Below are 21875 nucleotides of genomic sequence, written 5' to 3'. Positions count from 1 at the left end.
ATATGGCCTCTTGTCGTAGATAGAAAGAGGTCTTTTTTAATGTAATTTTTTGTGAGGTGGTCATCATGAGTTTAAACAAACGCGGGAATGCATGGGCGCTATTGCCGTTTGTAGTATTTTTATGTTTATTTATTGGTTCCGGGGTTGTGACTGGAGATTTTTATAAATTTCCAGTCCTTGTTGCGATTGTGATTTCGTCAGCGGTTGCGCTTGTAATGAATCGGAAGAAATCATTCAATCATAAAGTCGAGATCTTTTGTAAAGGTGCCGGAAATTCAAACATTATGTTAATGGTCCTTATTTTTCTATTAGCAGGTGCTTTTTCAGCTATGGCTAAAGGAATGGGGGCAGTCGATTCAACTGTGAATCTTGCCTTATCAGTTGTCTCACAAAACCTATTAATGGTTGGTTTGTTCATTATCGCTTGTTTCATATCTCTATCAATGGGAACGAGCATGGGCACAATTGTGGCACTCGCACCGATTGGTGTAGGAATAAGTGATCAAACTGATATTTCGCTTGCACTTTCAATGGCAGCGGTAATTGGCGGCGCAATGTTTGGCGACAACCTTTCATTTATTTCTGATACGACGATCGCCGCAGTTCGGACTCAAGGAACAAAAATGAGGGATAAATTTAAAGTAAACTTTTACATTGTCCTGCCAGCCGCGATTGTTACTTGTATCATACTAGGAATATTAACAATGGGTGTACAAGCCGATATCACACAAAATGATTATAATTGGGTAAAAATACTGCCATATCTTTGTGTTTTAATCACGGCATTAGCAGGGATCAATGTGTTCCTTGTCCTTGCAATTGGGATAGGGTTCGCAGGGGCGATCGGATTTGTTGATGGCAGTTATACGTTTATGGATATCGTCCAAACAGCAGGTGAAGGGATGGCAGGGATGTATGAAACCTCGTTCCTTGCTATTCTTATTGCCGGTATGGTGGCGGTCATTCAGCATAATGGAGGAATTGACTTTCTTCTTGATCGTGTGACCCGTAATATTAAATCAAAAAAAGGTGCAGAATTTGGCATAGCTGGCCTTGTTGGGCTGACGGATCTTTCAACAGCAAATAATACGATTTCGATTATTATTGCTGGCCCATTGGCCAAAAATATTGCAGATCAATATGGAATTGATCCACGAAGATCGGCTAGTATTCTTGACGTGGTTTCTTGTAGTATTCAAGGGTTAATCCCATATGGTGCTCAATTATTGGTTGCAGCTGGTGTTGCGAAAATTTCTCCAATTAGTATTTTGCCCTATTCCTATTATCCCGTTTTAATTGGCGTTTGTGCGGTTATAGCCATTTTGACAGGATTTCCGCGCATGAAGACAGATGAAAAAGCAGAGACAAGCTCTATGACAGCATATGAAAATATTGGTTAACGACGATAGGCCCAGGATTATTGATGATCCAGGGCCTTTTTATATTAGCGTGTGTTAAAGGTACTTCGCCATTTCTATTCTAAGATACTTTATATATCGCATTTTATTAAACTTTGAATGTTAAATCTAATAAAATACAACAATCTTCAGAAATAATATAATATATAAAAAATTATACTAGACTAATTTATAGAATTGTTTTAAAATACTAATTATTGATAAGGTAGACTGTTTCCTAATTTGAGGCAGTGCTATCTATTACGACAATTTGTCAGAAAAATCAGAAAAGAGGCGGCATCAGAAATGAAGAAAAAATTTGCAAAGGTTATTATGGCATCGACTTTAGTAGCTGGAATCCTAGCGGGATGTTCTGGGGCTAAAGAAAGTTCAAACACAGGTGGAAGTGATTCAAAATCAGTTAAAATCGGAATTAACCTAGAACTCTCGGGTGGGGTTGCTTCATACGGGGAGTCACTCGAAAAGGGTATTGATATAGCGATTGAAGAGATTAATAAAGATGGCGGAATTGATGGTAAGAAAATTGAAGTCGTAAAAGTAGATAATAAATCAGAGGCAGCGGAAGCAACAAGTACAGCGATAAAGTTAACTAGCCAAGATAAGGTAACGGCAATTATTGGAGCAGCAACTAGTGGAAACACAGTAGCCCAAGCCCAAATCGCCAATGATACAAAAACAATCCTGTTAACTCCATCAGGTACAAGTCCAAACGTAACAGTCGGGGAAGATGGAAAAGTAAATGACTTTGTATTCCGTACTTCGTTTATTGACCCGTTCCAAGGAACTGTGGCTGCTAACTTTGCCGCAAAGGAATTAAAGGTTAAAAAGGCTGCTATTTTTGCTGATAGTGCAAGTGACTACGCAAAAGGTTTAGCTGAATCCTTTAAAGAAACGTTTGAAAAAGCAGGCGGAGAAATCGTTGCTGAAGAGGCTTATGTAGGAAAAGATACAGACTTCCGTTCAACTTTAACTCGAATTAAAGGAAAGAATCCTGAATTCATTTTCATCCCAGGCTATTATGAGGAAGTTGGTTTAATTGTTAAGCAAGCTCGTGAAGCTGGAATTACAGTTCCATTAATGGGTGCTGATGGCTGGGATTCTCCGAAGCTAGTAGAATTGGCTGGTGCTGATGCTCTAAACAACACATTCATCACAAACCACTATTCTTCTGAAGATCCAGATGCAAAGATTCAAAAGTTTGTAACGACATTTAAAGAGCAGAACGACGGTGCTTTACCAAATGCTTTCAATGCACTTGGCTATGATACAGTTTATCTATTAGCAGATGCCATTAAGCGTGCTGGAAGTACTGATTCTGTTAAAATTAAAGATGCGTTAGCAGAAACAAAGGATTTATCGCTTGTAACTGGTATTGTCACTATTGACAAGAAACACAATCCGATTAAGTCCGCAACAGTGTTAGAGTACAAAGACGGAAAGCAAGTGTTTAATACAAAGGTTAATCCTTAATATCGTTAAAAGGAAATGGGAGGGCATAGAACCTCCCTTTTTTTTATAAAAAGGCTGTGTTAAACTTGACTGTTGATTTCCGCTTCAGGCGTTTGCTTTCCGCGGGGCGGGCGGTGAGCCTTCTTGGAGCTAAAGTTCCAGTGGGGTCTCACCTGTCCCGCTGCTCCCGCAGGAGTCAAGCGTCTTCCGCTCCAATCAACATGTGTAAAAAATCAACACTAAGCTTTAACACAGCCTATAAAAAAACCATAGCTAGTTTCAGCTATGGCACTAAACAAAAGAATGTTTCTAGATAAGCTTTTACCTCATGTAAACTTGGAAAAACTCTCTCGGCATGCTCTAATACATCCTCTGCTGGATCTAAAAGATCTGGTACAACAATTACCGGGATGCCGGCAGAACGGGCGGCTAAAAACCCATTATATGAATCCTCAAGAACCATTGCATTTTCCGGAGCCACATTTAAGGCTTTACATGGTGCTAAAAATATATCAGGGTTTGGCTTGCTTTCTTTTACTTGATCGCCGCCGATCACGAAATCAAAAAAGTGACTGATTCCTTCGTGATTTATATGGTGCATGATATCTGCGTGCTTACTAGAAGAAGCAACCGCTAGGTTAATATTTAGTTCCTTTAAGTAGGTTAGAAGCTCAACGAGTCCTGGTTTTTTTCCAAGCGTGCCTCTTTCCGTATAAATTTGCTTTCTAATATCCCATGATTCCATATGCCACTTTTCAACTGGGGCATCTTCCCCGAATTCTGATTTCAACACTTTAACAATTGCATCGAAATTTTTTCCGATATATCGTTTTGTTATATCGATCGTATATGAAAAATGATATTTTTCAGCAAGACGTTCCCAAGCTTCATGGCCAATTCTTTCTGTATCAAACATTAATCCATCCATATCGAAGATAACTAATTCTAGTTTTCTGGACAAAAATTTTCCTCCTCTATTGTTATATGTAAATATTATAATACTTTTTATTTAGGCTGTGTTAAACGTGTCTGTTGATTGCAGCGAGAGGCGCTTTGCTTTCCGCGGGGCGGGCGGTGAGCCTCCTCGGAGCTAAAGCTCCTGTGGGGTCTCACCTGTCCCGCTGCTCCCGCAGGAGTCAAGCGCCTTCCGCTCCAATCAACATTGTGTAAAAAGTCAATACTGAGCTTTAACACAGCCTTTATATAGAAAAAGAAATCGGAGATGATGAATATTTTTAAGATTAATATTTTTATATTCGACAAAATCTCCTATTCTCTGTTCTATCTTTCGATGATATATTTTTACATGTGACAATATTTTCCTAAAAAGGATGGACAAGATGTTTAAACCACTTTCACTTATTCTACTTTCTTCATTATTACTAACTGGTTGTGGACTAAATAGTGCAGTTGCTAAGATGAAAGTGGAGGATAAACCTATTACATATCCACAGGTAATCGAAGATGAGCCTCTTAAAATTACCGGTGTTAAGAAAGAAGCTAATTTTTATCCGAGAGGACGCATTTCAACTAGCCTGATAAACTATAATTCTACTAAAACGAACATTTCAATTACTGAGTTATGGGGGGATGTTTCGGAAATAAACTACCATATTTGGCGGACAGCAGATGGAAAAGAGAAAATGAAGTTATTTTCTTCAAAAAATAAAGACGCGGATTTTTCTTTTCTTTTTGATATTAAAGATTTTGAGTTGCAGCGTGGCGAATACCAAGTAGAAGCATTTATAGTCCGTGAAAATGGGGAAGAAGAATTTCTGGCTCAAGCTTCGTTTACATTTCAGCAAAAAGTGCCGATCCTAATGTATCATGCAATCGATGACTATCACGGAGATGGCTTGAAGGATTTGTATGTTACTCCAGCAAATTTTGAAAAACAAATGCTGTATCTAAAAGAAAATGGCTATACACTCCTCACATTTGAGCGTTGGGGCGATATTAATAAGGTAAATAAGCCTGTGTTTGTAACATTTGATGACGGGATGAAAAATAATTTGAATGCATTTCATGTACTTCAAAAATTGCAGGATGACAGCTTCCATCCTACCGCTACAGAATATATGATTGCTGGAGCGATAGACACAAATCCAAGTATGCTATCTTCTGCGGATCTTCAGGAAATGGTTAACTCAGGAATTTTCTCCGTCCAGGGGCACACGATGTCACATGCAGACCTTCCAAGAACTGTTAATTTTGAAGAAGAGCTTAAAGTAGCCAAAGAAAAGATCGAACAAGTAACCGGGAAGCCTGTATTTGCAATTGCTTACCCATTCGGAAAGTTTGATGATCATGTTGTGGAAGAAACGAAGAAGTATTATACATACGCAACGACAACGAAACCTGGGCAATTTATTGAAACAGGTCAGGAAAACGAGCTGTTGCTTATGCAACGGGTTCGTATTTCTTATGGAACGACCATAAATCAATTTGCTGCTTTATTAAAATAAAATGGAACACTTTAGATGGACGAAAATGCCTCCCAGTATCTTCGTCCATTTTCATTTTTGCTTTTTAGTACAAAAAGTCATTTCCATATAAAGGGAAACGTGATAAACTCAGTTCACTATTACATTCAGATAGGGTGATGAAAATTGTCTACTTTAATTATTAAAGAGCTCCAAACAGAGAGTGAAATTATCGAAGCATTCCCAATCATGAAGCAGTTAAGAACGCATTTGGATGAAAATTCTTATCTTGATTTAGTTGTTGAGGCACAAAGGATGGAACGCTATAAAATTTTTGCCTTACTAGAGGGCGGGGAAGTTGTGGCAGTGATCGGTTTTAAACCGATGATCACCCTTTATTATGGTCGATTTGTTTGGGTTTGCGACTTAGTTACGGATACAAACAAGCGTTCAAATGGGTACGGTGAGAAGCTTCTCTCCTTTGTTCAAGATTGGGCAAAAGAAAATAACTATGAGAGTGTTGCCTTATCTTCGGGAATACAGCGTAAGGATGCTCATCGTTTTTATGAAGAAAAAATGGGTTATGATAAGGTTAGTTATGTTTTTAAGAAAACATTATAAGAATTGAACTATAGAATTTATGAGATTTCAAGCATATAATCAAAGTAGTATTAAATATCCTAAATGGTAGAAAATAATGTGAAAGCAGTAAGATTGAAGGAATTGTCAAGAACCAAAAATTGGTTCTTTTTCTTTTGGGAATTTTCTCTTACAAAATCAAGCTAATTATCCTACCATAATATATAAAAGGAGGAATTCAATTGAGGAAAGCAGGCAAACCGACTGACAAACGGTTTAAGATCTCCCATAGGGAAGCTCTGATTGGAGTTATCCTTGTGTTAATTAATTTTTTCTGGTGGTTTGGTTTTGGTTATGGACTTGGCTCGGAAAAGGTTGAAAACTATACATATATCTTTGGTTTTCCAGCATGGTTTTTTTACAGCTGTATTATCGGATTAATCGTCATGATTATTCTGGTCAGCATTACAGTTAAATTTTTATTTAAAGAAGTTCCCTTTGAGGATGAGGAGGGAGACTTGAAATGAACTGGGCAGTTATTACACCTTTGCTTATTTTTTTAATGATCATATTTTCAGTAGGAATTTGGTCCAATAAATATGTGGTCCAGTCGGATTCTTTCATTAAAGAATATTTTCTGGGAGAGCGTCAATTGGGCGGGTTTATTTTGGCAATGACAATGGTAGCTACGTATGGAAGTGCTGGCAGTTTTATTGGAGGTCCAGGTGTTGCCTATACACAAGGATTGGGATGGGTTTTTCTAGCGATGGCCCAGCTAGCAACAGGGTATTTTACGTTGATGGTACTTGGAAAGAAGTTTGCCATCATAGCACGGCAGTACGAAGCGATTACCTTAATTGATTTTTTGAAAGAGCGGTACAAAAGTAAGGCAGTCGTGTTAATTTCTGCAGTTAGTATTATTATTTTTCTTTTTTCCTCGATGACAGCTCAATGGATTGGCGGAGCTAGGTTGGTAGAGTCTTTAACTGGATTGTCTTATGGTATGGCTTTATTGATCTTTGTAGGCTCGGTTCTTGTGTTTGTTATTGTTGGCGGTTTTCGGGCAGTGGCGATCACAGATGCTGTACAAGGTGTTGTAATGGTCGTAGGAACACTTATTCTTTTGGTTGCAACCATTATCGCAGGAGGGGGGATTCCTAAAATCATTTCTAGCTTAGCGGCAGAGAATCCTAATTTAATTAGTCCATTTGGTGCAGCAGGTAATCTAACTCCTGCCTATGTTTCTTCTTTCTGGATTTTAGTAGGAATAGGAGTTGTCGGTCTTCCGCAAATTACGGTACGAGCAATGTCGTATAAAAATTCAAAGGCGATGCACAGTGCCATTATAATCGGTACGATTGTGGTAGGATTTATTATGCTCGGAATGCATCTAATTGGTGCATTTGCACGGCCTGTTCTACCTGGGGTTGAAATCGGTGATAAGGTGATGCCTTTGTTGTCTATGAAAGTCCTGCCTCCATATATTGCCGGCATTGTTCTTGCTGCTCCAATGGCTGCCATAATGTCTACAGTGGATGCTTTGCTTATTCTAGTTGGTTCAACAATTGTTAAGGATGTTTATTTGAATTATATTAAGCCGGATGCGGATATCGATCATATTAAGAAGGTAAGTTATGGTGTAACTGCTGCAGTTGGGATCTTTGTGATTCTTTTTGCGTTAAATCCACCAGATTTAATTGTTTGGCTTAATTTATTTTCTTTTGGTGGACTGGAGTCGGTTTTTATCTGGCCGGTTATCTTCGGGTTGTATTGGGGTAAGGGAAATAAATATGGGGCGTTGACTTCAATGATAGTAGGAATGGGTTCCTATATTCTATTAGATCGACTTTACCCTAATGCATTCGGGGTCCACACGGTAGTTCTGCCGATTCTGATTTCCTTAGTAGGGTTTGTGGTTGGGAGTTATCTAACACAACAAAAAACAAATCGAAGTTTACCACAGTAAAGCGGTGGGGGACAGTCCCCCACCGCTTTAACGTGTTAATAACCCAAACTATTATTAATGTGGCAGAAAGGCTAATTGGAAAAAGAATAGGACAGCAAATACGTAAAGGAGTGGATGAACTTCTCTCCATCTTCCCTTGACTAGCTTTAAGAGCGGATAGCTGATAAAGCCAAGTGCGATCCCGGTTGCGATACTTGAAGTAAGCGGCATGCTAAGAATAATTAGGAATGCCGGAAATGCTTCATCAAGCTCGTCCCAACTAATCTTTGAGATACTGCCCATCATTAGGCTGCCAACGATAATGAGCGCAGGTGCTGTTATCGCAGATAATCCAGAAACAGCGCCAACAAGCGGGCCAAAGAAGGCAGATAGAATAAATAAAATCGCAACTGTAACAGCGGTTAAGCCTGTTCTTCCTCCAGCAGCAACACCTGAAGACGATTCAATATATGCTGTTGTCGGGCTTGTACCGAACATAGCACCCACAGCCGTTGCGATAGAATCTGATAACAAAGCCTCGCGAGCTCGTGGCAGGGACTTCCCCTTCATAAGGCCAGCTTGGTTAGCAACACCGATCATCGTTCCGGTAGTGTCAAAAATGGTAACAAGAATAAACGAAAAGACTACCGCATAAAGGCTATGCTGAATCACGTCGCCAAACGCTGTTAATGGGTTCCCAACGATAAGTCCATTTGGAAGAGATGGCAACGACATGAATCCCTGCTCAAATGACAGGTTTCCAGTAAAGAATGCAATAAAACCGGTAATAACCATTCCAAAAAACAATGCACCGTTAATCCCAAGCGTCATCATTACAAGAGTAATAGCAAGTCCTACTAGTGCAAGAACTGCCGAAGGAGAATGGAGATCTCCAAGCGCAACAAGGTTAGAAGGGTGATCCGTTATAATCCCGGTAAGACGTAAACCGATAAACGCAATAAATAATCCAATTCCAGCTGTAATCCCATGTTTTAGGTTTTCCGGAATGGCCTCAATTAACTTTTCCCGAAAAGGAGTTAATGACAGTGCCACAAAGATAAGTCCAGCTACAAAAACAGCTGCAAAGGCAGTTTCATAGGTAATATCTTGGTGTCCGCCGACGACTGAATAGGCAAAGTAAGCGTTAAGTCCCATACCAGGGGCAATGGCAATTGGATAATTTGCGAACAGCCCCATCCAAAGCGTACCGATAACCGCAGCAATGATTGTAGCAGTAAACACTTGTTCAAAAGGTACACCTGCATCAGCAAGGATAACCGGGTTTACGACCACAATATAAACCATTGTGAAAAAGGTCGTGATTCCAGCCATTATTTCAGTTTTAGGATTTGTGTTGTGTTCTTTCAGCTTAAACATAGAAGTTCCTCCAAAAAATACGAACAATATTTTAGTGCAATAATAATAATATTCGTTTTAATAACTGTTTTCAAGTTTAGAAATAACATTTACTAAAATATTCACAGCGGTTCTTGTCAGGATGTGTTTAATTTTTCCAATTTTTTCGATTTCCATTCAAGCACAAAATCATATACTTTCCTGCATTAAAGGAGTGGGGGACTGTCCCCCACTCCTTTAGTGCGTTAAAAACGGGGTGTTTTCGTCTATTTTTGTCGAATGTCTTTCGGTTTTAAAAATATTTTGTCATAATAAAGATAAGGGTTTAACACTATCTTCATGGTGCTTATTCATCGTGCTGACATAATAAAACTACCAATTCAAGAGGAGATGAATGCGTATATGAATACTAGGACCTTAAGTGGAATTGCTGGATTGGACCAACTCTTAAATGGGGGATTTCCAACTGGTTCTACTGTTTTAGTTGAGGGATTACCTGGAACAGGAAAAACCATTCTTGGCATGCAATTTCTATACCATGGGGTTGTCGATGAGGATGAAGCGGGTATCTTTATTACGTTTGAAGAGTTACCTCATCAGCTATATAGTGAGTTGCTGGATTTTGGCTGGGACTTAAGAAAGCTTGAACAACAAAACAAATTGCGGGTTATTTGTCTGTCACCAGAGGTTTTGATTGAACAAATGGAGAAGCCAAATGGGTTGATTGAACAAATGATTAATGAAATAGATTGCAAGCGGATTGTCATAGACAGCATCAGTTTGTTCCAATTTGGATCAATCGATTTAATGCAAAGCCGAAAAACAATTTATACGATAAGAAACATTCTTAGAAAATTTAATATCACTTCAATTTTCATTCAAGAGTCTAATTCATCTGGTCAAGGCGATGTTCCATTCGTGAATTATCTAGTTGATGGGGTTTTGAGACTTTCGTTAAAGGATCACATGAATGATTTCAGGAAAAGAACGTTGGAAGTATTAAAGATGAGGGGCTGCCGTTTTAAAGAAGGGGAACACATTTATCGTATTGAGGGACAGGGAATTCATTTAGTTCCAGCTTTATCTCTCGTAGAAGATAAAGCCCTATTAAGAAGGGAACTTTACAGCGATACAGGGATAACGAAATTGGACGAGCTCCTCTCAGGCGGAATTCCAAACGGGACGTGTTTTTTGCTCGATACAAATAGTAAAGCGAACTATAAATACCTTCTAGCCTCGATTATCACGAACCGGCTTTTGGCTGGCGAGAATGTCATTCTACTATTATCAAATTTAATGAATCTATTTAATTTGCGACAATACTACCAATTATTTGGAGTAGATTTAGATGATTATGTTAAAAAGGGAAAGGTGTTGTTTATCGATCATTATGATCGTGAGCTTCCAAAAGGATACGAAAAATCTGTTATGAAAGTCTCAAAGATTAGAAACGAAGAATTTAAAACGATAATTGGAGAGAAATTAAGCCCGATTGTTTCCACAACCCTTCGAAAGGGGGAAAAGTGGTTTATCTATTATGACTTAAATACCATCGTTTCCCAAAGGGGAAAAGAGTTTCTCGAACATTATTTTGCTGAACAAGTATCAGCGATTAGTTCAGCAGGGATGACCATGATAGCCTTATCGAATTTTACGGAAATCGGGGGTCAAACTGCCAGTTTTCTTGAACGAACCTCACATGGAGTGATAAAAACATGGGTAGATGGCAGTTATCAATATTTACAATTGATAAAGTCACCCCAGGGGAATATTTCCTACCCATTATTAGTAGAAAACATTAAGACAAAACCATTTATCCGGTTAGTATAGAGAGGACGTCAAATATGAATATGTCATTGCAAATTGAATGTACTCTTTTCTTTCAAGAAAACCCCTATACTTTTGAAACGCTGAATGGTATCGCCTTACGTCTAGGAAGAAATCCCGAGGATATCAAACTCGCCATCAAACACCTTATGTCCATTTCCGTCCTGGAAATGATTGGTGAAGGCGATCAAGCCATTTATCGTTATATAGAACCTGACTATTATAGTAAGAGGCGAGTGCCATGCTAGGTCCCGATTTAGAATACTGTCGTGATGTCCTTAATGTCTATGCGTCATTAACGAAGTTAAATTGCGTTATGACAAATAAAGAAGGCAAGCTCGTTACACCAATCGCGGGTGAACCCGATATATTCCGGTTATTTTATGAAAAAGAAACGCTTGCAGAAGTTTTAACACAACGGGCAGGTGATTTTTCAAAAATTAATGGGCCGATTGTTTATGATGAATTACCAGGGATTAAAGTAATCATTTGTCCCATCTATCTTCAAGGCCAAATTGAGTTTTTTGTTTTTGCAGGATGTATACTTGAGCATTCTACTAAGCACTCTGTTGAAACCTATTTGGAAAAAATGTTCAATGATCCAGAAAAGGCCAAGACCATTCTGTCTTTCATTAAAGAACATACCCCAGATGAAATTCAGGCAAAGATGAATAAAATAAAAAAAATGACCGATATCCTGTATGAACGGCTTTCAACTCAGAAATTAAAACAACATCTTGCAGAACAAGAGGAAAACCTAAATGAAATTCTTCAACTTATATCGGTTGATGATATTAAAATTACAACGGTGCTCCAACGGTTTTTTTATGAAAATAACAAAGTGGATTTTGTGGGCTACGCAAGAAAAAAAGGACAAGATGAATTTATAATTGAAGACAGCATTCTTTCATTTGATAACTCACTAAAAGGAACGATTTTTTCAACCGGAGAAGGGATTTTAGGTCAAGCAGCTGCAACCCGAACAGCAAGGTTTTGGGACCACACTGACTGGGACCCGCGGAATAAATTTTTTCACCAAAGGGGTATTTATCCGAAATCGATCTTCTGTTTTCCGATCATCCAGGATCAAGAAGTGGCGGGGGTATTTTTCGGAGGTAGCTGCGTATTTGATCACATTGAAAAGGAAGTAAGCAGGGAAGGTAAAGTGACTTCTTTATTGATAAAAGTTATTGAAAATAAGCGATCTTGGCAGGAGCAAGCTAAGAACAATTTATTAAAAATAACGGCATTAAATGAAATATTTCAGGTTATGATTGCTGTTCAAGATTTAAAAAGAATTTTATTCATTATGTTGGATATGAGCATCAATCTTTTCAGAGGACCGTTTGTTGCCGTTATTTTAGACCAACCGGCTCGAAATTCGTTTGAGATTTTTTCTCGGGGACTAACCTCCACACAAATTGATCAATATTCTAATGATATTTCAAATCGGTATTATCTCGACGGACAGAACCGGCAGGGAATTCCACATCAACCATTAGAATATGCGACAAGTTGGTTTGACAAAGTATTAGAATTTCCGATTGCTTATCGCGATCATCATTTCGGCTATCTTTGTATCGGGTTAACAGACATTATGCTCGAAGAAGATGAGCGTTCTTTTCTTAATAGCCTTACGATTGCAGGAGGCTTAGCGATCCACCTTCTAGAAGCTTCAAATAAGGTGGAAATGGAGCAGACGGTGATTGATTTATTAGTCGATCTCCAAGAATATATTGATCCTGAGCATTATCGAAAAGCTTCGAAAGCAAGGGATATTATTAAAGGGTTTAGCGATTACTTAGCCCAAGGACAACTTAATACCCTGGCAGTAAAATATTCTTGTTATTTTATTTTGTATGATGAGCAATTTTTAAAGGAAAAAATCAGTAATGAACAGATTATCGATATCCTCCGGGAGTATAGATTAGTAGTAAACAGCCAAATAGAAATATCACAGGCATCGATAAATGTTCAGGTTTTAACAATAGTATGGAGCTATATTAATTCTGAAGAAAATAACGATGCTTTATCAAAAATCAACGGAATCAATCCTGACTTATTAAATGATTTTATTACGTATCTCTCCTACTCTAATGTTAATGAACTAGAAGTTTCACTTAATCGCCTCAGACCAAATACTATTGAGCCGAATATAAGCAGAAATCTAAATTTATCAAAGCGGGAAATGGATGTTGTTAAACTGGTTCTTGAGGGCAAAAATAATCGAACCATTGCCGAAAGTCTATTTATTAGTGAACATACCGTAAAAAATCATATGACAAATATCTTTCAAAAGCTGGCCGTTAATGACCGATCACAAGCTATTGCAAAAATCTATCAAATGGGTTTTCTGCCTGAGGATGTTTCCTAAAAACGTTCTCGGGTTTATTTTTTTGAATATTGCTATTTTATTAAAAATAGGAATATACTCCTACTTTCTAAATTTCGACAAAAATAAGAATAGAAGGGGATTTATTATTCTATCATATTTTTTCATAATAAAAGTAGAAAGCAACATAATGATAGTGAAAATGGGAGGTATAGAAAAATGGTAAATATCTGCTTGCAAAGTTCAAATGAGAGATTATTAAATTTAATCAAAATCAAGAGAAGCGAGCTAATCAATTTAGCCGCTAGCAATGAATTATCCAGTAATAATGTTGTGAAATGCAGTCAAGAATTAGATCTTTTAATCTATGAATTTCAGGAACTATATAAAGGAAAATCCGATAACAAAATGGAGATAAGAGAAATGGATGGTATTCATTAATACAAGTAAGGTGGTCCATTAACCCGGTTTATCTTTTTGCCCTTTATCGGTGAAGAAAAGGAGGATAAACATGCAAAAAAAAATACTCATTATTGAAGATGAATGTAGGATGAGCAATTTATTAAAGATGTATTTAGAGAGGGAATTCTTCCAGATTGATATTGATGATAATGGGGAAACGGGTTTAGTTCGTGCATTAGTGGATCAGTTTGATGCAATTATTATCGATGTTTTGTTGCCTCGTAAAGATGGATTAATGGTTCTCAAAGAGATTAGGAGAACCAAAATGACCCCGGTTCTGATGATTTCAGCCTTGTGTGGAGATGATATACAAAAACGCAGCTTTGAGATGGGTGCAAACGAATATATGTTAATGCCTTTTAGCCCACGTGATGTTGTTTCTAGAATAAAGCAATTATTGAGTAACCCATTTACTTCAAAGGGTGAACAGATAATAGAAAGCTTCGATCACAACTTCGTTCATCTTAACAGCTTTGACGAGGTGGACCACGGCTTAACGTCTACATCTTTTGTATCACTTCACAATGCAGAAGCAGGAAGTCCTCCATATACTATGCCTCACATCAGTCTTTAATTCTCCAAACCATCATCGACTATAGTACTAAATTATGCGATAAGAAATGTTAACTTCATATGGAAACCACAGTGTCATGGTAAAAATTGGTTTACCAAGAAACTTTGGATTGAAGCAAAATACTTTTCGTTATACCCCTTATGGTATATAATACAAAAATAGAACATTATTATCTTTTGTTTATATTTGAGGGGAATGAAAAATATGCAAATTACCGATCAAGCACGCGATCAATTAATTCAAGTATTAGAAGCTAAAAAAGCTGCTGGAATTCGTTTATATTTCGGCGGGTATGGCTGAGGCGGGCCACAAATTGGAGTGTCTCTGGATGAGCCTCAAGAGCAGGATATGATTAAGGTAATCAACCAAATTCAAGTAGCATTTGCAGGAAATATAGTAGACTACACAAATGATTTAGTACTTGAGTACTACAAAGAAAACAATGGCTTCGCTTTGATTGGTGGAAGTAGCTGTTAATAGACGCATTATTAGAAGAAAAACTGGCCCTTATAATAAGGGCCAGTTTTTTTAAAATTTAGAGCCAAGTTTGTTTGACCCAGATTTTTTGGAGGCAAGTTATTTCTATTTAGCAGTTTTTTCACCTAGGAAATTATTTGCGAGCCAAGTGGTGATTTTTTCTAGTGCTTCTTCCTTAAACGGACGATTTAAGGTTTTCTTAAAAAGTTTCTTATGGTTTAAAATGTTTTTCGGTTCTGGTTGGTTTTTTAAACCATGCTCCATGTCAGGAATAATATGATATTCATAATTTCCTTGTACCAAATCGGCTAATTCGGTTAAAGCTTGATTATCTACTAGCGGGTCTTTATCTCCCTGTATAGCAAAAACTGGGCAGGAAACATTTTTTAAAGCAGCTCGAACATTATATTGGTTGTGCTCACGGAAGTATTTTGCCGGTTGTTTAAAAAACAACTGGAACTTAATAACGTCCATATCAGAGTTAATCATTTTATTCATCAAGTTTTGGGTCTGCTTTTCTCCCTTAATATCCACTTTTAGTTTACGGTTAAGCCAGCCTTGAAAGCCTGGCTGTGCTAATAGTTCTTTATAGGCAAGCTGGCGCTGCTTTGCGAGTGCCTCTATTAAATTATCAACGCCGCCTGCCAATAACATTAAACCAGCAGGGTTCATTGTTTCTGCTATAGCCGTTGCAATAATGGTTCCTTCGCTATGTCCACAGACTATTACCTTCTCTTTATCGACATTTGGATGGGACAGTAGGAAGGAGAATGCGAGCTTAGCATCCGCAACTAAATCTGATAAACCGACTGTTAATAAATCTCCATCTCTTTTTCCTGTACCAATTTTGTCGTAACGTAAAGTGACGAATCCTAGCTTCGCCATATAATGGGCTAAATCCCTGTATAAATTGGTTTGGAATTTTCCTTTACGGTCGTTTCCATTGCGATCGAGAGGTCCTGATCCCGCGATAATAAGAACAGCCGGAAAGGTTCCCTTTTCTGCTGGAATGGTCAGTGAACCGTATATTGGGTTATCGCTTTTAATCATGATTTCTGTTTCGAGCATGATAGACACCCCCATAGTGTTTATTCAGGAATAATAATAGTGGCAATATTTTTAGCTTTACGTTCTGGTGAAGGCTCGTTTAAGGAAGCCTTTTGAATAAGTGAACCGATCCCTTTTACTAAATCTAAATATTCTAGGTCAGTTAAATAAAGCTTGGCAATACGATATCCAGCCCCGTCTTTTACTAAATCAATATCGTCTTGAGCCAAATAATTCTCGAATTGACCGACAAGTTCAGTTGTAAACGTTAAAAATAGTTCTAAGTGTTCTTCTTTGTTTAGGCTGAGAAACTCTTCCATAGAATGAACTGATTGTTCTTTTAAAGCATAAACCTTTTCAATCGTACCCCTAACCTGGTTTTCTTGAACGACTTCAATTAAGTCAGCTTCAAGTAATGTGTTAAGCTGACGATATAACGTGGCTTGCGGAACATCCTTCACCCGTTCAGCAATTTGATTGACGGTAAATTTTTTCCCATTTATAAGCGATTGGATAATTTTCATTCGTACCGGGTGCAAAATTAGTTTTGTTTTAGACATTTTCATATATTTGACCTCCAATCTTTTTATTATTATCAATAATGATAATGATAGTGTAAAAAAATTCGGATAGTAAATGATTCAAAGTACATTATTATCACTTTTGATAATAATATATATTTTGATAATAGTCAATTAAAATTCACCGCATTAAAGCAGCGGGGGACTGTCCCCCGCTGCTTTAATGCGGTGAATTATCTTATACTTTTATTGCCTGATCCAGATGGGAAATGTCCCCCTCCAGCATTACCTTAAGGTCGCCTTCTTTGCACTCAAGGATCGTAAGGCTAGTATCGTGGATGTACGGTGGTTCCCATAAATCCGCGAGTGTGTTCCCTTTTACTTGCATAAGTAAAGATTTTAAGACCACTGTATGGGTAACAATTAATATATTTCCGGTTGTATGAGAGGAGATGATCTTGTTCAGTACCGACATCGCTCGTACTGATAAATCATGGAATGTTTCACCGCCAACAGGTTGATAATCCACAGGATTTTCCCAGAAGTTAATAAATTGCTCTGGATGTCTTTCCTTAATTTCTTGATGGGTTTTACCTTCCCATTCTCCTAAGCCCATCTCTCTAAGATTTTCATCTGTATTAATGTGAAGCTGCTTTTCCCCAATAATTAATTTTGCTGTTTCGATGGTTCGATTACTGGTGCTTGAATAAACGGCATCAAAACGAACTTCTTTTAGTTTTTCACCCAATGCTACCGCATTTTGGATTCCTTGTTTGGTTAAGGCAGAGTTACCCCAACCCTGCAGCCTTTTTTGAATATTCCACTCTGTTTGCCCATGTCTGGTAAGATACAAATTCAACACTGTTTTTCCCCCGTTTTCTTATTTGCTCGCTCCTATACATTTTACATTAAAAAGTTAAGGAATAAATACTTTGTTATTGATAAACATTAGCTAACTTCCTTAATAACCTTGAGCATATCTGACATGGGAAAATAGCAATAAATTTGGAAAAATTGTGTCCATAAACGATATGAATTTTATGTTTACCCGCTACAGTAACAGGGATTCTCCTATAATTAGAGAATAGGAACAATATGGAATTATTGAAACTTTTTTTCTTAATAAACGTATTTATAAGGTGACATTTTTTTCATTCTTAAGGAGCGTGAAATTCCCCCAAAAAACATAAAGCTTTTTGCGAAAAATTACGCCGGAATAAAAGGGAAGAAGAATGATGGAGTTATTTGGATACCCATTAGAAACAATCTATCTTTACGCGCTGATTATTTCAGGGGCAGTTACCGTTCTATATTTACTCTTTGGCGATGTATTAATGGGGGTTATGGATGGTATTTTCAATCCCACGCTATTTTTTTCATTTATAACCATTTTTTCAGCAGGCGGGTATTTAGGAGAAGTTTTTTCATCGTTTCACAGTGGCTTGATTGCATCTGTCAATGCGGTGGTTGCACTCATAATAGTAACTTTATTAAATGTATTCGTTCTGATTCCGATATCGAATGCTGAAGAATCACTGGTTTATAAGGAAAGTGACTTAAGAGGTCGAACAGGGACAGTGATCACCGCTGTGCCAGAGGATGGATATGGAGAAGTTTTAATTGAAAGTACTACTGGCAGAATCTCCAAACCGGCAATTAGTTTAAAAAAAACGGCAATACCTAATGGGAAAAAGGTATTAGTCATCGATGTTGTGAATGGTGTGCTCCAAGTCGAGGTTTATGAAGAAACAAATCATTTTTTCTAGGAGGTTATGTGGATGGAGTTTAATTTAATCTTTATCATAGTTGGCGTAGTTGTGTTTATCGTACTTGCTTTAGTCGGGGTCTTCATTACGAAGTATAAAACAGCTGGACCTGATGAGGCATTAATTGTTACAGGGAGTTTTCTTGGCAATAAAAATGTTCATGTAGATGAATCTAATAATAAAATTAAAATTATTCGTGGTGGCGGGGCCTTTATTTTTCCGGTATTTCAACAATCTCGGCCGTTAAGCCTCTTATCAAGCAAACTTGAAGTGACCACCCCGGAAGTGTATACGGAACAAGGTGTTCCGGTTACTGCAGATGGGACTGCCATCATTAAAATCGGCAGTTCTATCAGTGAGATTGCCACTGCCGCAGAGCAATTCCTTGGAAAAACAAAACAGGATCGTGAAAATGAGGCAAGAGAAGTTCTCGAAGGTCACCTCCGTTCGATTTTGGGGTCGATGACCGTAGAAGAGATTTATAAAAATCGTGATAAGTTTTCACAGGAAGTACAGCGAGTGGCATCACAAGATTTAGCAAAAATGGGGCTCGTCATTGTTTCCTTTACAATTAAAGATGTTCGCGATAAAAATGGTTATTTAGATTCACTTGGTAAACCACGGATTGCCCAAGTTAGACGTGATGCTGATATCGCAACCGCGGATGCAGAAAAAGAAACTCGTATTAAAAAAGCTGAAGCGGATAAGGAAGCGAAAAAGGCGGAGCTTGAACGGGCGACTGAGATTGCTGAGGCTGAAAAAATCAATCAATTGAAAATTGCTGAGTTCCGTCGAGAACAGGATATTGCAAAAGCCCGTGCCGACCAGGCTTATGATTTAGAAACAGCCCGTTCGAAGCAAGAGGTAACGGAGCAAGAAATGCAGGTTAAAATTATTGAGCGCCAAAAGCAAATTGAACTTGAAGAGAAGGAAATTTTACGGCGCGAGAAGCAATATGACTCAGAGGTTAAGAAAAAAGCGGATGCCGACCGTTACTCCGTAGAACAATCCGCGGCCGCCGAAAAAGCAAAGCAAATCTTCGATGCCGATGCAAACAAATATCGAATTGAAGCAATGGCGCGTGCTGAAGCGGAAAAAGTCCGCATCGACGGATTGGCTAAAGCAGAAGCTCAACGAGCCCAAGGGGAAGCAGAGGCCGAAATCATTCGTTTAAAAGGGGTAGCAGAAGCGGAAGCAAAGGAAAAAATTGCCGAAGCGTTCGAGCAGTTTGGTCAGGCAGCCATTCTCGATATGATCATGAAGATGCTTCCTGAATATGCGAAGCAGGTGGCAGCACCGTTAAGCAATATTGATAAAATTACGGTCGTTGATACAGGTTCTAACGGGCCAAATAGCGGGGCGAATAAGGTGACCGGTTACGCTACAAACCTTATGGCCACCCTGCAGGAGTCTTTAAAAGCCTCATCAGGAATCGATGTAAAAGAGTTAATTGAGAACTTCTCTGGAAAAACAAATGTAAGGAAGAGCGTTGATGCAGTGGTTTCTGAAACAAAGGAAACACCACCGAAACAAGCTGTTTCTCAAGAGGTTATTGAACAAAGCTAATGATAAACAAGACTGCCTGATCCCTTGCTTTAAAATGGGTTCAGGCAGCTTTATTTTGCATAAAAATACTTTGGTCGCATTATTGGTTAAGAGGTACCATATTAGCATTCTTACTTAATTGTTCATACCATTTATGTGTCTCTTCGGCATTTTCACCATTTATAAAGATCTTTTTCTCTTTTAATTCGATATATAAAAATGGTGAGGAATCTTTTCTAAGAAATAGCAAGCAACTGCCATAATCTTTAACTTTAAAATAGCCCTTCGCCATCGTTGACATCCCAAATCCATTTTGTTTCCAAGTGACTTCAGGCATCTTATCCATTAATTCAATCTTGACGATATCCTCGTATTGCCACTCATCTCCATATACTCCGGTAATTTCAAAGCTAGCACTTTTTGCGACTATTGTGTAATCCTGATAACCGACGTAAAAAAGGACGATGATTAAACTATTTACGATAACAAAAAGAAGAGAGCTAATAATATAACTGCGCTTTCGTTTTTTAGGAACTTCATATTTTGATAAATAGATAAAGCCGCCCAAAAGTGAAATCAACATAAAGCCAAATTGAATTTCGATCACATAGGTAATATTCATAAAATGTAATGGAAGCAGGAAAATCATCCCGACTGCTGTCCCCATTAGCAAAGAACCAGTTTTTTGCGGAAGTCCATTCTCGATCAGTTGCTGCTGCTCTTCTTTCTTTCGAGTAGCAAACCCTGAAATGAGCCAATAGGCTTTTTTTGAACGGATAGCCCAGCCGAGAAAGTAGAATAAACAAATAATGAAAAGCTGAATACTTAACAGAAACCACATAACCAAAAGCCCTCCTTCTTAAAAGCTCTTAATCTTATGATTATGAAAGATGAATCATACCGGTTGACTTCCTTATTTTATTTTAATACAAAAACCTTGAAAGATGTGTTTTGAGAGGTATAAAGCTAGGGTATTTCTATATAAACAGAGCCTAATTATCCTAAAAATAAAATATTGACATAATAAAATAAAACGCTTACAATTTGTGTAACGGGTTACATAAATAAATAAATAAATAAATAAATGAATGATAAAGCTAAGATTTATATTTTTTTATAAAGTGTGTAACGGGTTACACATATTAAAGCAGAGGGTGGGATGGACAGATGGCGACCATTAAAGATGTTGCAAATGAAGCAGAGGTATCTGTTGCCACTGTATCTCGTGTTTTAAATAATGTTGGTTATGTTAACGAAGAAACGAGGAAAAGGGTAGAAAAGGCCATCTCCAAACTTAATTACAAACCAAATGCTGTTGCGAGAAGTCTTTTTAAAAAACAGTCCAAAACGATTGCCTTAATCGTACCAGATATAAAAAACCCCTTTTTTCCGGAAATCGCAAGAGCTATAGAAGATGTTATGAGCAGAGAAGAATATACGTTAATCTTGTGCAACTCGGATGAAAAAGTGGAAAAAGAGAAAAAATATCTAGAGGTTATGAAACAGAAATATGTGGATGGAGTCATTATCGTAACAAGCACGTTGACACCTAAATACATTGAGGAAAATGGTACTCCAATTGTTGCATTAGACCGTCCTATTGGGAACGATATTCCATCCATTTCGGTGAATAACTATGAAGGTGCCAGACAGGCGGTACAGTATTTAAAATCGATTGGCTGTAATAAGATTGCACATATCCGTGGACCGGAAAATATCATCAATGCCGATGAACGGTTTAATGGATATATGGCTGAAGTGGGACAAGAGCCTTGGTTTAACGAGGATTATATCGTTACAGGGAATTTTAATGTAGTGGAAACGACTGAAGTGACGAAGAAATTATTGGATAAACATCCTGATATAGATGGGATTTTTGCCGGTAATGATTATATGGCGGTTGGAGTAATAAAGGCTGCCGTTGAGTTAGGCTTAAGAGTACCAGCGGATCTTTCCGTTATTGGATTTGACGGTATTCAGCTTTGCCAGCTAACCAGTCCGGAAATTACCACCATTGCACAGCCCATTTATGAGATGGGACACAAAGCTGCTGAACTGTTACTTGAATTGATTGAAGGGCGACCTGTTGATAAAATGCATCAAGAATTTGCTGTTAAGTTAATCGAGCGACAATCAACTAGGATAATGGAGTGA

Annotated in this window: 21 protein-coding genes; 15 read left to right on the top strand and 6 right to left on the bottom strand. The window is 37.9% G+C overall.

The window, feature by feature from the left end; genetic code table 11:
* The first annotated feature begins 65 nt into the window (after nt 1–65).
* Together ACI48O_RS00380 and ACI48O_RS00375 are read left to right on the top strand one after the other, a co-directional pair.
* Nucleotides 66–1400 carry a Na+/H+ antiporter NhaC family protein gene (locus tag ACI48O_RS00380; RefSeq protein WP_435559709.1) on the top strand — a complete coding sequence of 445 codons (1335 nt, stop codon included), beginning with the start codon at nt 66–68 and terminating at the stop codon, nt 1398–1400.
* 303 nt (nt 1401–1703) lie between these two features.
* A complete protein-coding gene (locus ACI48O_RS00375) occupies nt 1704–2888 on the top strand; it encodes an ABC transporter substrate-binding protein (RefSeq protein WP_435559708.1) in 1185 nt (394 codons plus the stop codon).
* Nucleotides 2889–3150: 262 nt separating this feature from the next.
* Here the strand turns inward: ACI48O_RS00375 and ACI48O_RS00370 are convergent, their stop codons facing one another.
* The gene (locus tag ACI48O_RS00370; RefSeq protein WP_435559707.1) at nt 3151–3828 is read right to left on the bottom strand and encodes an HAD family hydrolase; all 678 of its coding nucleotides are present in this window, start codon (nt 3826–3828) and stop codon (nt 3151–3153) included.
* Between the two features lie 379 nt (nt 3829–4207).
* Between ACI48O_RS00370 and ACI48O_RS00365 the strand changes: the two genes are divergently transcribed.
* The 4 genes from ACI48O_RS00365 to panF all read left to right on the top strand — a co-directional run bounded on the left by ACI48O_RS00365 (nt 4208) and on the right by panF (nt 7835).
* Nucleotides 4208–5332, top strand: coding sequence for a polysaccharide deacetylase family protein (locus tag ACI48O_RS00365; protein WP_435559706.1), 1125 nt, complete (start codon nt 4208–4210; stop codon nt 5330–5332).
* Between the two features lie 144 nt (nt 5333–5476).
* A complete protein-coding gene (locus ACI48O_RS00360) occupies nt 5477–5911 on the top strand; it encodes a GNAT family N-acetyltransferase (protein ID WP_435559705.1) in 435 nt (144 codons plus the stop codon).
* Between the two features lie 200 nt (nt 5912–6111).
* On the top strand, nt 6112–6396 hold the full coding sequence (locus ACI48O_RS00355) for a YhdT family protein (RefSeq protein ID WP_435559704.1): 285 nt from the start codon (nt 6112–6114) through the stop codon (nt 6394–6396).
* Nucleotides 6393–7835 (top strand): sodium/pantothenate symporter, encoded by a 1443-nt coding sequence (panF, locus tag ACI48O_RS00350; protein ID WP_435559703.1) that lies wholly within the window; start codon nt 6393–6395, stop codon nt 7833–7835. Before ACI48O_RS00355 ends, panF begins: the two co-directional genes overlap by 4 nt.
* Nucleotides 7836–7889: 54 nt before the next feature.
* On the opposite strand, the gene ACI48O_RS00345 is transcribed toward panF, so the two are convergent.
* A complete protein-coding gene (locus ACI48O_RS00345) occupies nt 7890–9191 on the bottom strand; it encodes an NCS2 family permease (protein WP_435559702.1) in 1302 nt (433 codons plus the stop codon).
* 381 nt (nt 9192–9572) lie between these two features.
* On the opposite strand from ACI48O_RS00345, the gene ACI48O_RS00340 reads away from it, so the two are divergent.
* The 6 genes from ACI48O_RS00340 (at nt 9573) to ACI48O_RS00315 (ending at nt 14842) form a co-directional block, all read left to right on the top strand.
* A complete protein-coding gene (locus ACI48O_RS00340; RefSeq protein WP_435559701.1) occupies nt 9573–11000 on the top strand; it encodes an ATPase domain-containing protein in 1428 nt (475 codons plus the stop codon).
* 14 nt (nt 11001–11014) lie between these two features.
* The gene (locus ACI48O_RS00335; protein ID WP_435559700.1) at nt 11015–11245 is read left to right on the top strand and encodes a hypothetical protein; all 231 of its coding nucleotides are present in this window, start codon (nt 11015–11017) and stop codon (nt 11243–11245) included.
* Nucleotides 11239–13371 (top strand): LuxR C-terminal-related transcriptional regulator, encoded by a 2133-nt coding sequence (locus tag ACI48O_RS00330; protein ID WP_435559699.1) that lies wholly within the window; start codon nt 11239–11241, stop codon nt 13369–13371. The genes ACI48O_RS00335 and ACI48O_RS00330 overlap by 7 nt, the downstream gene beginning before the upstream one ends.
* 177 nt (nt 13372–13548) lie before the next feature.
* A complete protein-coding gene (locus ACI48O_RS00325) occupies nt 13549–13770 on the top strand; it encodes an aspartyl-phosphate phosphatase Spo0E family protein (RefSeq protein ID WP_435559698.1) in 222 nt (73 codons plus the stop codon).
* A 70-nt stretch (nt 13771–13840) separates the two neighbouring features.
* Nucleotides 13841–14365, top strand: a complete 525-nt coding sequence (locus ACI48O_RS00320) for a response regulator transcription factor (protein WP_435559697.1) — start codon at nt 13841–13843, stop codon at nt 14363–14365.
* Nucleotides 14366–14683: 318 nt separating this feature from the next.
* Nucleotides 14684–14842 (top strand): hypothetical protein, encoded by a 159-nt coding sequence (locus ACI48O_RS00315; RefSeq protein WP_435559696.1) that lies wholly within the window; start codon nt 14684–14686, stop codon nt 14840–14842.
* Between the two features lie 105 nt (nt 14843–14947).
* Here the strand turns inward: ACI48O_RS00315 and ACI48O_RS00310 are convergent, their stop codons facing one another.
* The 3 genes from ACI48O_RS00310 to ACI48O_RS00300 all read right to left on the bottom strand — a co-directional run bounded on the left by ACI48O_RS00310 (nt 14948) and on the right by ACI48O_RS00300 (nt 17272).
* The gene (locus tag ACI48O_RS00310) at nt 14948–15910 is read right to left on the bottom strand and encodes an alpha/beta hydrolase (protein WP_435559695.1); all 963 of its coding nucleotides are present in this window, start codon (nt 15908–15910) and stop codon (nt 14948–14950) included.
* 20 nt (nt 15911–15930) lie between these two features.
* Nucleotides 15931–16455, bottom strand: a complete 525-nt coding sequence (locus ACI48O_RS00305) for a helix-turn-helix domain-containing protein (RefSeq protein WP_435559694.1) — start codon at nt 16453–16455, stop codon at nt 15931–15933.
* A gap of 193 nt (nt 16456–16648) precedes the next feature.
* Nucleotides 16649–17272, bottom strand: a complete 624-nt coding sequence (locus ACI48O_RS00300) for a histidine phosphatase family protein (RefSeq protein WP_435559693.1) — start codon at nt 17270–17272, stop codon at nt 16649–16651.
* A 373-nt stretch (nt 17273–17645) separates the two neighbouring features.
* Here ACI48O_RS00300 and ACI48O_RS00295 point away from each other — a divergent pair, with 373 nt between their 5' ends.
* Entirely contained in the window at nt 17646–18176 is a 531-nt protein-coding gene (locus ACI48O_RS00295; protein WP_435559723.1) for an NfeD family protein, read from the top strand.
* A 12-nt stretch (nt 18177–18188) separates the two neighbouring features.
* Nucleotides 18189–19742 carry a flotillin family protein gene (locus ACI48O_RS00290; protein ID WP_435559692.1) on the top strand — a complete coding sequence of 518 codons (1554 nt, stop codon included), beginning with the start codon at nt 18189–18191 and terminating at the stop codon, nt 19740–19742.
* 79 nt (nt 19743–19821) lie between these two features.
* Here ACI48O_RS00290 and ACI48O_RS00285 read toward each other — a convergent pair whose 3' ends face one another.
* Nucleotides 19822–20562 carry a DUF3784 domain-containing protein gene (locus tag ACI48O_RS00285; RefSeq protein WP_435559691.1) on the bottom strand — a complete coding sequence of 247 codons (741 nt, stop codon included), beginning with the start codon at nt 20560–20562 and terminating at the stop codon, nt 19822–19824.
* A 326-nt stretch (nt 20563–20888) separates the two neighbouring features.
* On the opposite strand from ACI48O_RS00285, the gene ACI48O_RS00280 reads away from it, so the two are divergent.
* Complete coding sequence (locus ACI48O_RS00280) at nt 20889–21875, top strand: LacI family DNA-binding transcriptional regulator (RefSeq protein WP_435559690.1); 987 nt, start codon at nt 20889–20891, stop codon at nt 21873–21875.

Origin of the sequence: Neobacillus terrisolis, assembly GCF_051233475.1 — a bacterium.
GTDB lineage: Bacteria > Bacillota > Bacilli > Bacillales > Cytobacillaceae > Bacillus_BU.
The sequence above is the reverse complement of the archived record's forward strand: the minus strand, read 5'-3'. Positions and strand labels throughout refer to the sequence as shown.